This is a genomic window from Providencia sp. PROV268, from assembly GCF_028477805.1.
Classification (GTDB): Bacteria; Pseudomonadota; Gammaproteobacteria; order Enterobacterales; family Enterobacteriaceae; genus Providencia; species Providencia stuartii.
Map to the genome: position 1 here is coordinate 21,557 of NZ_JAMPLW010000031.1, position 13,153 is coordinate 34,709.

The following is a 13,153-nucleotide window of genomic DNA, read 5'->3' on the forward strand; positions in this document are numbered from 1 at the left end:
GGATATCTTTGCTTGCCGCCTAGATGCAACTCGAATTAGGTAGAGTACAACGGCAAGCAGTTAATCTGTACCTGTTTCACTTTACAAATGGCTATTTAGCTCAAATAAGCAAAGATGGTGCACAGGCACAAACTGTTTTAATGAAGAATGGGTTTATTATTGCCAGTTGTCGACTGCTCTTTTTTCCCTTCGGTGAAAGTAATATAACAAAGCTGAACAGCGACTCTGACATATTCGACGACTTCTTCTAACGCCTGCTCAAGCTCCTCTTGGTCTTCATCTTCATCATAACCAAGCATGCCAATATTACGTAAGTCGTTAATCACTTCACTGACTTCTTTTTTATCTGCAAGTTTAGGTTGAGCCACGCCAATACCTAATAAGAAGTGGTTTACCCATCCTGCCAGTGCATCTGCGTGATCAAAGACGGACGCATTTTCATCGGGAAATAGCATTGAGAACGCAAATTCACTGTCGTCCAACACTTGGAAAGTCGTGTCATATAATTCACGTAGTGGTTGAGCAATAGCTTGAGGGAACGCTAAACCATCATTAGCCAGATCGTGGACTAATGTCTGCCAGCCACTATCGCGACTTCCTCCACAAATCAGTCCTGTAATTAAACCGTGAATTTCTGCGGCAGTCAGTGCGATAGAATGCTGTTGGAGAAGGTTGTCCAACGTTTCATAATTTGGTAAAGATTTTTGTATAGACATCTGAATTCGTCATGTTAGCTAATGATTCATGATATGCTACCATCAAGGATGGTCGCTATACCAGTAAGCTTTTGATCTGTATTTTTAATAAAGCAGCTAAAATTAGTGAATAAACCATCTATTATTTTACGCCGAACATTATATTTGCGGCGAGTCCTATTCGTATGGAGGTATCATGTCCGCACAACCTGTTGACATTCAAATATTCGGGCGCTCAATGAGAGTCAACTGCCCTGTCGAACAAAAAGAAGCCCTACTGGCATCCGCCCAAGAACTTGAGCAACGCCTTCAAGATCTCAAAGATAGAAGTGGTGTTACTAATACAGAACAGCTTATTTTTATCGTTGCATTGAACGTGTGTCACGAATTAACACAAGAAAAGACAAAAACACGCGATTATGCATATAATATGGAAGAGAAGATAAAAATGCTGCAACAAACAATCGAGCAAGCATTACACGATCAGGTAAAAATCACTGAGAGGCAGGTTATGCCTATCGGCTAAATTTGCTTAATAATCATACACTAGTATAAAAAAATAAACGAAAATAGGGTTGCTTTTTAAATCCAATTTCATACAATGAAGTACATAGAGTGACGTTACGCACTCAAACCAAATTTCTCTGAGATGCTCGTGAGTGGGTCAGTCCCCTGAGCCGATATTTCAAAAAAACAGAATGTGGTTATTGCGCTGGTGAGCATGCCTGATTCGCTCAGGAAGCCTAAAGGTTGCTAAACTACGTTCACCTTGAACCAAGGGTTCAAGGGTTACAGCCTACAACGGCATCTTGGAGACCCTCAATTTTTCCCATAAGCTTGCTTCTAATACTATTATCTCACGCTCATTAGGCTATACTTCCAACCATTACTTACATATTTATCAAACCACTAATAATAATAGAGTTAATAATAGCCTCTAAGGTTGCGGATCTTATGGAAGATAACTTATCAGTCATGCGTCAGCAAATTCGCCAATCGGTTCGTCAGTTACGCCAGCAGCTGAGTCCAGAGCAACAACAACTGGCTGCAAAAAAAATCGTACAACACACCTTATCTCACCCTAAGATTGCTCAAGCACAACACATTGCGTTGTTTCTTTCTTTTGATGGCGAGATCCACACTCAACCATTAATTGATGCACTATGGCAGCAAGGGAAAAAAGTTTACCTGCCCGTATTACATCCCTTTAACCCTCATCATCTGCTGTTTTTAAACTATGCGCCGACAACTCAGTTAGTTAAAAATCGATTTAACATTGATGAACCCCCATTAGACGTAACCCAAGTGCGACCCATAAATCAGTTAGATGTCATGATGATCCCACTGGTTGCCTTTGATGAACAGGGTCAACGTTTGGGTATGGGAGGCGGTTTTTATGATAGGACTTTAGCTAATTGGCAGCAGAAAGGATTTTACCCAATAGGGCTTGCCCATGATTGCCAACGGGTCACTGCTCTCCCCGTGGCACATTGGGATATTCCTCTTCCTGAAATTATTACCCCACAAAAAATATGGCACTGGTAACCCAGTGCCATAATATCCATTCGATACGCTTGGTTAAATGATTAATACAGTAGTCGAGCGCGGATAGTGCCCGGCAATTGTTTCAATTTAACCAGAATATCATCAGCGTGATCGGGCTGTTGCGTGATAATATCAATTACAACGTAACCAACATTTCCAGCAGTACGTAAATACTGGCCAACAACGTTGATATTGTTTTCAGTAAACACTTGGTTAATGCTATTCATCATTCCAGGGCGGTTTTCATGAATATGCAATAGACGGTTAGTATCTTCAGTATGTACTGGCAGAGAAACTTCAGGGAAATTAACCGCGGAAAGCGTCGAACCATTATCTGAATATTTCGCTAATTTACTTGCAACCTCTAACCCGATATTTTCTTGTGCTTCTTCTGTTGAGCCACCAATATGAGGCGTCAAAATCACGTTGTCGAACTTGATTAGCTCACTAATGAATGGGTCATTAGGGTCATTGTTCGCCGCAGGCTCTGTCGGGAATACGTCAACTGCCGCACCTGACAGATGTTTGCTTTCCAGTGCATCAGCCAAAGCAGGGATATCAACAACTGTACCGCGTGACGCATTGATGAAAATGGCCCCCGGTTTCATCAGTTCAAACTGCTCTTTTGCAAACATATTTTTGGTGCTTGCTGTTTCTGGCACATGCAAGCTCACAACGTCGCTCATGTTTAATAGTTCAGCCATTGAGCGAACTTGTGTCGCATTACCCAGCGGTAATTTATTTTCAATATCATAAAAATAAACATCCATACCAATCCCTTCAGCCAAAATACCTAGCTGAGTACCGATATGACCGTAACCAACAATCCCTAAGCGTTTACCGCGAGCTTCAAAGCAACCTTTCGCCTGTTTTTCCCAGATGCCGCGATGCGCTTTCATATTCGCTTCAGGAATACGACGTAACAGCAGTAACAATTGACCTAAAACCATCTCAGCAACGGAACGGGTATTTGAGAAAGGCGCATTAAAAACAGGGATACCGCGTTTCGCCGCAGCATCTAAATCCACTTGGTTTGTACCAATACAGAAACAGCCGACAGCCACTAATTTTTCTGCTGCCGCAAAGATCTCTTCAGTCAGATGAGTACGGGAGCGAATACCGACAAAACGCGCATCTTTAATTGCTTCTTTTAACTCTTCGTCCGACAACGCACTTTTGTGATATTCAATGTTGGTATAGCCTGCTGCTTTTAAATTATCAACCGCGCTTTGGTGAACTCCTTCCAATAGTAAAAATTTAATTTTGTCTTTTTCCAAAGATACCTTAACCATTTACCCTACCCTATCAGCTTAAGATTCATAACAGATGAACTTTCCGTGTACCAACATAGCAAAAAACGGCGCAGTATCAATACAATCGTTTGCCTCATTTATCTGGTTAAGTGCGAAGAAAAAGAAGTTATGTGGCAGAAAATCAGGGGCGGTAACACAAAATAAGGATTTTGCCTGTGCAATAAGCATTAGTGTGAGATATATCACCAAAATAAGGGGGAAATAAAAATTGCTATTTTTTTTATTGCTAGATGATATTAGTAAAATAGATGACTTAGACAGGCATCTATCTTCCAAACCAATAGACCAATTGTTTTTACAGCAAAAATTTACTTAACTAAATTAATCGCTTTTTCTTTTACCATTCGCACAAATTGTTGGCTCTCTTCTGTCGACGCAAAACAGCGTGCTGGAATGATAATGGCGAAAACACGGTCTATAAAAAGATACAATAAATCACCATCCGTCCGTACAAATTTAAATGACTCCCATTTAATCAATGCGTTGCCATATTTACTTACCTCATGAAGCCCAATCTCATCAAAACGATATTCCTTTTCACAAAACAGGTAGCCGCCTTCATCAGGAATTGCTCGATTAAACGTTTTCAATAATCGAACGGCAATAAACAAAAATAAAAATGAGGCGATAATAAACGCAATGGTTAACTGAAAAAGGGTGATATTTAAAAGCTGAAAGGCCACAATAAATGCGATGAAAAAAACAACCGCCATCACAATCAACGATTTATCCCATGCACTATTCTCGGAAAAATAGTCATTTTTATAACAGTAATTATTGAAACGGACATATTCGTTGCGTTCAAGTTTGACTTTGATGTGATCTACCATGTCAATACATCCCTAGTATCATGAAATGATCATTTGAGAAAGGCTAAAGTCAGTCATTCCTAGCTATGCTGTTATCAGCATAGCTAAGTCAATCTAACTGGCTAAGGGGGATATTCAAATAATAACCGATTTCTAACAAACAGCAGTATTAAATCGATATTCAGAACAAACTATTTAATCGTTTTTACGCCTTCAGAAGTCCCCATTAAAACAATGTCAGCGCCACGATTTGCAAACAAACCAACCGTAACAACGCCTGCAATGGCGTTAATTTTGTTTTCGAGAGCAACAGGATCCACAATGCTTAAATTATGCACATCAAGAATCACATTACCGTTATCAGTAACGACATTTTGGCGGTACTCTGGTACACCACCTAATTTAACAAGTTCACGCGCGACATAGCTGCGTGCCATTGGGATCACTTCAACAGGGAGAGGGAATTTACCCAATACATCCACTTGTTTAGACTCATCTACGATGCAAACAAATGTTTTGGCAATCGCTGCCACAATTTTTTCACGTGTTAAGGCTGCCCCGCCACCTTTGATCATGTTTTTATGGTGATCAATTTCATCTGCACCATCAACATAAACATCCAGCGAATCAACATCATTACAATCTAACACAGGAATGCCCAGTGATTTAAGTTTCGCTGTCGATGCTTCTGAACTTGAAACTGCCCCCTCTATCTGCCCCTTCATTGTTGCCAAAGCATCAATAAAATGAGAGGCGGTAGAGCCAGTGCCGACACCAACAATCGTGCCCGGTTTCACGTAATCTAATGCTGCCCAACCTACTGCTTTTTTTAATTCATCCTGAGTCATGCGATGCCTTCTACTATTTTTAAGAGTGAATGAGGTTTTTATCTGCTAATAATATTATATAACGGACACCTAACAAGTTCAGCTTTGTTCGTAATATTCTGTGATTCACACATTGTCATCAATATTGCAGGTGTTCTGAGGCAAAATATGGCATAGTGAGTCGTAGAATAACAACAAGGAGAATACCCCCAATGAAGCGCCCTGATTACCGCGCGTTGCAAGCACTGGATGCTGTCATTCGTGAAAGAGGATTTGAGCGGGCAGCTCAAAAATTATGTATTACACAATCTGCCGTCTCACAGCGGATCAAACAATTAGAGAACCTATTTGGTCAGCCGCTACTCGTTCGGACAGTACCGCCACACCCCACAGAGCAAGGGCAGAAGCTATTAGCACTTCTTCATCAAGTAGAATTACTCGAAGAACAATGGCTCGGTGATGAAAACGGGGGGTCAACGCCATTACTACTTTCACTTGCAGTCAACGCCGACAGTCTAGCAACTTGGTTATTACCTGCACTTAATCCTGTTTTAGGCAATAGCCCAATTCGTTTGAATATCCAAGTGGAAGATGAAACACGAACACAAGAACGGTTAAGACGTGGCGAAGTGGTTGGCGCAATCAGTATTCAACCTCAAGCATTGCCGGGGTGTTTAGTCGATAAACTCGGAGCATTGGATTATATTTTTGTTGCATCACCCGATTTTGCAGCAAAATATTTCCCTGAGGGCGTCACACGTTCATCGCTTCTTAAAGCGCCAGCAGTAGCCTTTGACCACCTTGATGATATGCACCAAGCTTTTGTACAACAGAATTTTGGTCTATCGCCCGGTAGTGTGCCATGTCACATCGTTAATTCATCAGAGGCATTTGTACAATTGGCAAAACAGGGGTCAACTTGCTGTATGATCCCACATTTACAAATCGCTAATGAGCTTAGTACAGGTGAATTAATTGATTTGACGCCAGGGCTATGCCAACGTCGGATGCTATATTGGCACCGTTTTGCCCCGGAAAGCCGTACGATGAAGAAAGTCACTGACGCCCTACTCAAAACAGGGCGTCAGATGTTAAAACAAGAAGATGAAACTTAACGTTTTAATTCAAAAACCACATCAACTTGGTCGTTAAAATCAATACTCTGCTGCTCATAAGTTTCGTTGACATCGCGCTCAGGGGCAGCAGAGAGTGCCATTTTCGCTCTGTAATTCATGACTGGCGCAGGGTATGGGGTCGCATCTGGTGCACGATAATTCACACTGTACACAGGCCCTAACTGAACATTAAACCCTTTTGCCAATGCATTCGCTTGTTCAATCGCATTTTTAATCGCTTTTTCTCGAGCCTCATCGCGATATTGTTGAGGGTTATTCACACCGAACTGAACTGAATTAATTTCATTAAGCCCTGCTTTTAATGCACCATCAAGCAAGGTATTGAGTTGATCTAATTTAGTGACTTTAACTTCAACAGAACGAATTGCTGTATAACCTACAATGGATGATTTCTGAGATTCTTTATCATACTCATATTTTGGTTGAGTACGCACATTAGCAGCATTGATATCTTTCTTTTCGATACCATTTTGTTTCAAGAACTCAAAATATTCAGCAACACGTTTATCAACGCCTGTTTTAGCCGCTGCTGCATCTTTTTCAGTCACTTCAACATTGATATTTAATGTCGCCATATCCGGTGATGCTTTAATTATTGCATTACCTGACGTTGTAATATGTGGCCCTTCAGGAAGCGGATTAGCTTGTGCAATAGCAGGAACCGCAACACCAGCCATCATGGCAGCAAGAACAAGAGACTTTAACTTCACAGGACCTCCTAATAATCAATAATAAGAAAGTTGTGGTGACATAACTTATTTATCCCACAACCTTACTTAAACATTAACACATCCTATGTGAAATTCGTTTCGGATTAATAAGAAATTATCAATACCCTAACCCTTGCTTCGCTAATTGAAAGGCAATAAACCACATCACCATTCCAACAAAGAGATTAATTACGCGTTGTGAACGTGGCTTATTTAGTATGGGGGAAAACCAAGCCGCTAATATCGCTAAAGCAAAAAACCAAGCAAAAGATGCGGTCAGTGCCCCTGCCGTAAACCACGGCCGTAATGAGCTTTCTAACTGCCCTCCCACACTGCCTAATACCACAAAAGTATCTAAATACACATGAGGGTTTAGCCACGTTACCGCAAATAGAGTCACGATCACTCGCCAACGATTGGCAACCTTATTCTCTGCTTGCACCCTAACTTCATCGCGACTAAAAGCGCTACGACATGCGCCGTAACCATACCAAGCTAGAAACGCTACCCCAGCCCATGTAATCAATTGCAACAGAATTTCAGACTGGCTTAGTAATGCACTTCCTCCAAAAACACCAGCAATAATTAATACGGTATCACTTAAGGAGCATAAAAATGCACTCATCACATGATATTGCTTTCGACTTCCCTGCTGCAAAATAAATGCATTTTGCGGGCCTAATGGAAGTATCATTGCAGCACCAAGTAAAGCACCCTGAATATAAATCGTAAACATGCATAAATTCCTAATAATTATTCATTTTATTCAATGAGATTCTAATTAGAAAAAATTATTAGGGAAAATTATTATTTCTTATAGAAGATTAGAATAACTTATTGTGACATTCGCTATCTAAACGATAGGAAAGGAAAATCAGCAAATAAAAAAACTGGGTACAGTACAATAAACTGACCCAGTTTTATCATTCAATAAATACGCTTATTCTGTCATATCTTTTTTCACTGCAACAGCAGCCTGTTGATGTAAATGGACATCCATTTGAGGGAATGGTATACCAATATCGTGCTTATCGAGTGCACGTTTGAAATTTTCCATTAAATCCCAATATACAGGCCATGTGTCACCATTTTTAGCCCAAAAACGGACTAAATAATTTAATGAAGATGGCGCCATTTCGTGTAAACGGATAGTCACACCTTTATCGTGTAAAATACGCTCATCAACAGCAACAATGTCACCTAATACTTTTTTGACTAAATCAATATCTGAATCATACGCCACTCCAACAATAATATCAGTTCGGCGATCAGGTTCACGAGTGATATTGATAATGTTATCTGCAATAATTTTACCATTCGGAATGACGATAATGCGATCATCTGCTGTTCTAAGTGTGGTAGAGAAAATTTGAACGTTTTGAACCGTTCCTTCTACAGCCCCAATTTGGACATACTCACCAGCTCGCAGAGGTCTAAACACGACTAATAATACACCAGCGGCAAAGTTGCCTAATGAGTTTTGTAATGCTAAACCAACAGCTAAGCCCGCAGCACCCAATACAGCAATCACAGATGCTGTTTGAACACCAATTTTGCCAAGTACAGCAATAAACGTAAACGCAACAACAGTATAACGGACAATCGCGGATAAAAATTCACTCACGGTAGGGTCGATGCCGCGTGCTGTCATCACACGATGTAAGCCACGTCCAACCCACTTAGCAATCATCATACCGACAATAAGAATGACGATAGCAGAAACGATATTCACCGCATACTGAACTAACAGATCCTGATTTGCCGCAAACCAATTCGTTGCGTCATTCAACGCTCCGGTAACATCATCAGTATTCATACAGTCCTCTAATTTTTAAATGGAATTACTCGGTAAATGAAATTATCACATGCTCCCAACAATTTAGTTCTTATTCAAACTAACCATGTGATATTGCAATTAAATAATAACTACAATATCTAAAATCTGACAACATTTTAAAACAAAAATTTATTTTACTTTATTTTCTAAAACGAATTGTCTGTAATCGTTAAGCATACTCATAAAATCATCAATGCCGCAAAATGCGACACTTTCATTATCATAGTAACTCATTCCCTCTTCTAAACCCTCCGTCTCGAAAGCAAGTTGATTCGCTCGGATCATCACTTCTTCATCGTCTAATACCAATGTGTATTCATGACCGATTAATTCCCATTGCTTCTCGCTACCTTTAATCGATTCGTATCCGGCTTCTATTTCATCTAACAGACTAAAATCGCCTTTAATTTCCTCATTAAGCCAATAACCAACCGCTTCATGATCCATCGAAAATTTTGCCGATATCTCTCCAGTTATATCCTGAAAAAATTGGTATTCCATAATCCACCTCACACCAGACGTCATTCGTTATAATTATACCTCTAGTTCAGTATTATTGTTCGCTAAAACATGAGATAAAAAGAAAGCTCACTATGATATGGGGAGCATTGATGAACTTTTGTTCTGCAAAAAACGATAAACGGCTAATAGCAGAACAAAGTAAGCGTCATCGCATAACACGACATAAAGAAGAAGGATAGGAGTGTCTGATGATTAACCATTTAGACCATCTGGTGTTAACCACAACCGATCAAAACGCGTGCATTGATTTCTACACCCATGTACTCAAAATGAAGTTGATAACCTTCGGTGAGCAGCGCTATGCGTTGCAATTTGGGCAGCAAAAAATAAATATCCACCAATATGGTAAAGAATTTGAGCCAAAAGCTCATTTACCCGTACCTGGCTCACTCGATTTATGTTTTATCAGTAATACACCAATAAACCAAATTATGACGTTTATTCAACAGCAAGGTGTCGAGATTATAGAAGGCCCTGTCAAACGTACAGGCGCAATGGGAGAGATATTATCTATTTATATTCGAGATCCTGATTTAAATCTTATTGAGATAGCAAATTATATATAGCCATATACTACTGCTAAATTCGTACAAAGGTAGCACGAGTCGTACAGACTGGCTACCTAATCAAAAATTAAGCTGTCCCCAATACACTATGCCATGAGATATCGAGTGCCTGATTTTTATTTATATTACTTAATAACAATGGATATGTAACTGTGAATTTTGATAAATTATACTGTTTGGAAAAATGATTTCACAATATTTTGATTATATTTTATCTGTACAAAATCATTTAGATAATCAAAAATTTATACAGGCATAAGTTAACATTAGATTCCCCGCATAAAATACAAATCCCATTTTTTATTATTAAATACTAAAATTAAAAGTAATTATAGCTTCTGCATTATAATTAACTTCATCATTAAGCTCAATATTTGCTTTAGCCAAATCATTTCGTGAGTTAATAAACATACTCTCTTGTTCAAAATTTGCTGAAAATACTTTCCCTGGTATTAATGACCTCATAAATTCATTCTTACTTATTGATTCACCATTTGCCTTAGACCATCCATAATATTCCCCCTTAGTTAACACATATTGCCCAAGACCCGCTGTTGAATGTATTGAGTTATATAAACGGCGAACATATCCAGAATTATTATCGACCTTAGCATCTTTTACTAAAAATGAGACACCACCAAGTGCGGCCGGTTTACCCCCATTAATATGAAAATATTTATGTGCAATATCAGGACTTACTGGCGTCGAAGGTAAATTTAAGCTTTCATAAAGATCCGTCGCCATGAATAGTAAATAAGTCTCTGCGTCACATGTCACTGTAACCGTATTTTTTATTTTTGAGTTTTCCGGGAAAATATATCTATCCGACATAGGTATAACATCAACAGAGAGTTTTCCCATGTCATATATGATATTGGTTTGCTCTTCTCCATTAACCATACAGGTTGGTGGCTTAATATCACCAGATATTTTTAAATTAGCATTTGTATCTGCATAGCTTAAACCAGCGGCTAATAATGGTAATACACCTAAACATTTTACTGTATTTTTCATATTAAATTAACGCCCCTAATAATTTAAATAGGTCAACAACCTAACCCGATTAGAATAAAATAAAATTAAATACCAAAACCAAATGATAATGTCGCACTGCCATCTAGGGATACATCACCAGCACTCTCTTTTACCTCACCATAAAACATTGGCTTAACTTCAAAATCAGCCGCGAAAATTTGTCCTGATACTAACTTTGTCGATGTTTCAGCCCAAGCTGTTTTTTTCGATTGGCTTATTAAAAGTTCTGGCACAGCGCTCCCTCCCGCAGCCAACACAGAGACTTTTTTAGCGCCTTCATCACTATTTCCTTTAACAGTCGCATTTGACATTGTAATAGTGTAAACACCAATATTTTGGCTATTATCAGCACCATATTTACCTAAACCAAAGAAGATATCGCCTGGATTTATGACACTATCACTACGATTATCTTTGGCTATAAAATTTAAATAAGTGGCAGCATCACACACTATTTCAATTCTTTTCGTTTCACCATCTAAATATAAGATATCTGAACTAGGAAACATTTCTGGAGCGATATCAAATCGATATTCAATATCCACTTCATTCTGATTATTGATAGAGCATGTTGGTGGTTTAATATCGCCAGATACTTTCAAATTAGCACTGATATCTGCATAACTTAAACCTGCTACCAATAACGGCAATAAGCCCAAACATGTTATTGTGCTTTTCATCGTAAATTAACAATCTCAATAGGTTAAATAGGTCAATTATCTAACCTATTTAAAATAAAATTAAATACCAAAACCAAATGATAATGTCGCACTGCCATCTAGAGATATATCCTCAATATTATTTGTTCTGATTATATTTAATACCGCATAAACCTCAAAATCAGCAGCAAAAATTTTTCCTGGTGCTAATTTTTTCGATGTTTCAGCCCAAGCTGTTTTTTTCATTTTCGCTATCGAGGTTTCTGCTACAGCTTTGCTTCCTTCTGGTAACACTAAAACACGTTTAGCATCTTCTTCACTATTCGCTTTAACAGTCGCATTTGACATTGTAATGCTATAAACACCAATTTCATTATTATCAGCACCATATGTACCTAATCCAAATAATAATGCTGCGTCGCTAGGACTAATGCGATTATCATGAGCCACAAAACTTAAGTAAGTCGTTGCATCACATACGATTTCGATTCTTTTCTTTTGTTTATCTAAAGATGTTCTTCCTGAACGGTTAAGCATTTCTGGCGATATCGTGTAATTATATACAATATCTACTTCATTCTGATTATTGATAGAACATGTTGGTGGCTTAATATCACCAGATACTTTCAAATTAGCACTGGTATCTGCATAACTTAAACCTGCTACCAATAACGGCAATAAGCCCAAACATGTTATTGTGTTTTTCATCATGAATTAACAATCTCAATAAGTTAAATAGGTCAATTACCTAACCTATTTAAAATAAAATTAAATACCAAAACCAAATGATAATGTCGCACTACCATCTAGAGATATATCCTCAATATTATTTGTTCTGATTATATCTAATACCGCATAAACCTCAAAATCAGCAGCAAAAATTTTTCCTGCTGCTAATTTTGTCGATGTTTCAGCCCAAGCTATTTTTTTCAATTGGTTTACATCCGTTTTTAACTTAGCGGTATTTCCTGACAATATTAAAACGTTTTTGTCGGCTTCTTCACTATTCTCTTTAACAGTCGCATTTGACATTGTAATGGTATAAACACCAATATTTTGGCTATTATCAGCACCATATTTACCTAATCCAAATAAGATACGACCTTGTTCTGAAGAAACGCTATCAATACGGTTATCTTTGGCTTCAAAGCTTAAGTAAGTTGTAGCATCACACACTATTTCGATTCTTTTCTTTTTTCTATCTAAAGGTGTTGTTTCTGAACGATTAAGCATTTCTGGCGATATCGTGTAATTATATACAATATCTACTTCATTCTGATTATTGATAAAGCATGTTGGTGGCTTAATTTCACCAGATACTTTCAAATTAGCATTTGTATCTGCGTAACTTAAACCCGCTACCAATAACGGCAATAAGCCCAAACATGTTATTGTGTTTTTCATCATGAATTAACAACCTCGAAAATTAAGATAGGCCAAATAGATGGCCTATCTTAAAATCACGTTAGATACCAAAACCAAATGATAATACCGCGTGA

At 38.4% G+C, this 13,153-nt stretch carries 16 protein-coding genes and 1 other RNA gene; 5 read left to right on the top strand and 12 right to left on the bottom strand.

All coding sequences use genetic code 11. The features are described from left to right. Nucleotides 1-137: 137 nt before the first annotated feature. On the bottom strand, nucleotides 138-716 hold the full coding sequence (locus PR699_RS18195; protein WP_004921737.1) for a YecA family protein: 579 nt from the start codon (nucleotides 714-716) through the stop codon (nucleotides 138-140). Nucleotides 717-891: 175 nt separating this feature from the next. Here PR699_RS18195 and zapA point away from each other — a divergent pair, with 175 nt between their 5' ends. The 3 genes from zapA to PR699_RS18210 all read left to right on the top strand — a co-directional run bounded on the left by zapA (nucleotide 892) and on the right by PR699_RS18210 (nucleotide 2,240). Further along, nucleotides 892-1,221, top strand: coding sequence for a cell division protein ZapA (gene zapA / locus PR699_RS18200; RefSeq protein WP_004921740.1), 330 nt, complete (start codon nucleotides 892-894; stop codon nucleotides 1,219-1,221). Between the two features lie 112 nt (nucleotides 1,222-1,333). Next, a non-coding RNA gene (gene ssrS / locus PR699_RS18205) (6S RNA) lies at nucleotides 1,334-1,515 on the top strand. A 134-nt stretch (nucleotides 1,516-1,649) separates the two neighbouring features. Further along, a complete protein-coding gene (locus PR699_RS18210) occupies nucleotides 1,650-2,240 on the top strand; it encodes a 5-formyltetrahydrofolate cyclo-ligase (protein ID WP_004921743.1) in 591 nt (196 codons plus the stop codon). 41 nt (nucleotides 2,241-2,281) lie between these two features. Here PR699_RS18210 and serA read toward each other — a convergent pair whose 3' ends face one another. The 3 genes from serA to rpiA all read right to left on the bottom strand — a co-directional run bounded on the left by serA (nucleotide 2,282) and on the right by rpiA (nucleotide 5,210). Then, a complete protein-coding gene (gene serA / locus PR699_RS18215; protein ID WP_004921747.1) occupies nucleotides 2,282-3,532 on the bottom strand; it encodes a phosphoglycerate dehydrogenase in 1,251 nt (416 codons plus the stop codon). 329 nt (nucleotides 3,533-3,861) lie between these two features. Next, the gene (locus PR699_RS18220; protein ID WP_004921753.1) at nucleotides 3,862-4,383 is read right to left on the bottom strand and encodes a YcxB family protein; all 522 of its coding nucleotides are present in this window, start codon (nucleotides 4,381-4,383) and stop codon (nucleotides 3,862-3,864) included. 170 nt (nucleotides 4,384-4,553) lie between these two features. Then, nucleotides 4,554-5,210 carry a ribose-5-phosphate isomerase RpiA gene (rpiA, locus tag PR699_RS18225; RefSeq protein WP_004921758.1) on the bottom strand — a complete coding sequence of 219 codons (657 nt, stop codon included), beginning with the start codon at nucleotides 5,208-5,210 and terminating at the stop codon, nucleotides 4,554-4,556. A 191-nt stretch (nucleotides 5,211-5,401) separates the two neighbouring features. On the opposite strand from rpiA, the gene PR699_RS18230 reads away from it, so the two are divergent. Continuing rightward, nucleotides 5,402-6,304, top strand: coding sequence for a LysR family transcriptional regulator ArgP (locus tag PR699_RS18230; protein WP_004921761.1), 903 nt, complete (start codon nucleotides 5,402-5,404; stop codon nucleotides 6,302-6,304). Here PR699_RS18230 and PR699_RS18235 read toward each other — a convergent pair. From PR699_RS18235 to PR699_RS18250, 4 genes are all read right to left on the bottom strand, one after another. After that, nucleotides 6,301-7,035, bottom strand: coding sequence for an oxidative stress defense protein (locus PR699_RS18235; protein WP_004921765.1), 735 nt, complete (start codon nucleotides 7,033-7,035; stop codon nucleotides 6,301-6,303). The two genes, PR699_RS18230 and PR699_RS18235, sit on opposite strands and share 4 nt — an antisense overlap. Nucleotides 7,036-7,153: 118 nt before the next feature. Next, entirely contained in the window at nucleotides 7,154-7,771 is a 618-nt protein-coding gene (gene argO, locus PR699_RS18240; protein ID WP_004921770.1) for an arginine exporter ArgO, read from the bottom strand. Nucleotides 7,772-7,975: 204 nt separating this feature from the next. Next, a complete protein-coding gene (gene mscS / locus PR699_RS18245) occupies nucleotides 7,976-8,851 on the bottom strand; it encodes a small-conductance mechanosensitive channel MscS (RefSeq protein ID WP_014656391.1) in 876 nt (291 codons plus the stop codon). A 150-nt stretch (nucleotides 8,852-9,001) separates the two neighbouring features. After that, entirely contained in the window at nucleotides 9,002-9,373 is a 372-nt protein-coding gene (locus PR699_RS18250) for a YacL family protein (RefSeq protein WP_014656392.1), read from the bottom strand. A 209-nt stretch (nucleotides 9,374-9,582) separates the two neighbouring features. Here PR699_RS18250 and PR699_RS18255 point away from each other — a divergent pair, with 209 nt between their 5' ends. Further along, nucleotides 9,583-9,960, top strand: coding sequence for a VOC family protein (locus PR699_RS18255; protein WP_014656393.1), 378 nt, complete (start codon nucleotides 9,583-9,585; stop codon nucleotides 9,958-9,960). Nucleotides 9,961-10,266: 306 nt separating this feature from the next. Here the strand turns inward: PR699_RS18255 and PR699_RS18260 are convergent, their stop codons facing one another. From PR699_RS18260 to PR699_RS18275, 4 genes are all read right to left on the bottom strand, one after another. Continuing rightward, nucleotides 10,267-10,974 (bottom strand): hypothetical protein, encoded by a 708-nt coding sequence (locus tag PR699_RS18260; RefSeq protein ID WP_014656394.1) that lies wholly within the window; start codon nucleotides 10,972-10,974, stop codon nucleotides 10,267-10,269. Between the two features lie 65 nt (nucleotides 10,975-11,039). Beyond that, a complete protein-coding gene (locus tag PR699_RS18265; RefSeq protein WP_004921789.1) occupies nucleotides 11,040-11,675 on the bottom strand; it encodes a hypothetical protein in 636 nt (211 codons plus the stop codon). A gap of 60 nt (nucleotides 11,676-11,735) precedes the next feature. Further along, the gene (locus PR699_RS18270; protein WP_014656395.1) at nucleotides 11,736-12,365 is read right to left on the bottom strand and encodes a fimbrial protein; all 630 of its coding nucleotides are present in this window, start codon (nucleotides 12,363-12,365) and stop codon (nucleotides 11,736-11,738) included. A gap of 57 nt (nucleotides 12,366-12,422) precedes the next feature. Beyond that, on the bottom strand, nucleotides 12,423-13,061 hold the full coding sequence (locus tag PR699_RS18275; RefSeq protein WP_004921795.1) for a DUF1120 domain-containing protein: 639 nt from the start codon (nucleotides 13,059-13,061) through the stop codon (nucleotides 12,423-12,425). Between the last annotated feature and the right edge of the window lie 92 nt (nucleotides 13,062-13,153).

Excerpts from the sequence above, each read along its gene's own strand:
- PR699_RS18195 (WP_004921737.1), bottom strand. The coding sequence starts at position 716 with ATGTCTATACAAAAATCTTTACCAAATTATGAAACGTTGGACAACCTT.
- zapA (WP_004921740.1), top strand. The coding sequence starts at position 892 with ATGTCCGCACAACCTGTTGACATTCAAATATTCGGGCGCTCAATGAGA.
- PR699_RS18210 (WP_004921743.1), top strand. The coding sequence starts at position 1,650 with ATGGAAGATAACTTATCAGTCATGCGTCAGCAAATTCGCCAATCGGTT.
- serA (WP_004921747.1), bottom strand. The coding sequence starts at position 3,532 with ATGGTTAAGGTATCTTTGGAAAAAGACAAAATTAAATTTTTACTATTG.
- PR699_RS18220 (WP_004921753.1), bottom strand. The coding sequence starts at position 4,383 with ATGGTAGATCACATCAAAGTCAAACTTGAACGCAACGAATATGTCCGT.
- rpiA (WP_004921758.1), bottom strand. The coding sequence starts at position 5,210 with ATGACTCAGGATGAATTAAAAAAAGCAGTAGGTTGGGCAGCATTAGAT.
- PR699_RS18230 (WP_004921761.1), top strand. The coding sequence starts at position 5,402 with ATGAAGCGCCCTGATTACCGCGCGTTGCAAGCACTGGATGCTGTCATT.
- argO (WP_004921770.1), bottom strand. The coding sequence starts at position 7,771 with ATGTTTACGATTTATATTCAGGGTGCTTTACTTGGTGCTGCAATGATA.
- mscS (WP_014656391.1), bottom strand. The coding sequence starts at position 8,851 with ATGAATACTGATGATGTTACCGGAGCGTTGAATGACGCAACGAATTGG.
- PR699_RS18250 (WP_014656392.1), bottom strand. The coding sequence starts at position 9,373 with ATGGAATACCAATTTTTTCAGGATATAACTGGAGAGATATCGGCAAAA.
- PR699_RS18255 (WP_014656393.1), top strand. The coding sequence starts at position 9,583 with ATGATTAACCATTTAGACCATCTGGTGTTAACCACAACCGATCAAAAC.
- PR699_RS18260 (WP_014656394.1), bottom strand. The coding sequence starts at position 10,974 with ATGAAAAATACAGTAAAATGTTTAGGTGTATTACCATTATTAGCCGCT.
- PR699_RS18265 (WP_004921789.1), bottom strand. The coding sequence starts at position 11,675 with ATGAAAAGCACAATAACATGTTTGGGCTTATTGCCGTTATTGGTAGCA.
- PR699_RS18270 (WP_014656395.1), bottom strand. The coding sequence starts at position 12,365 with ATGATGAAAAACACAATAACATGTTTGGGCTTATTGCCGTTATTGGTA.
- PR699_RS18275 (WP_004921795.1), bottom strand. The coding sequence starts at position 13,061 with ATGATGAAAAACACAATAACATGTTTGGGCTTATTGCCGTTATTGGTA.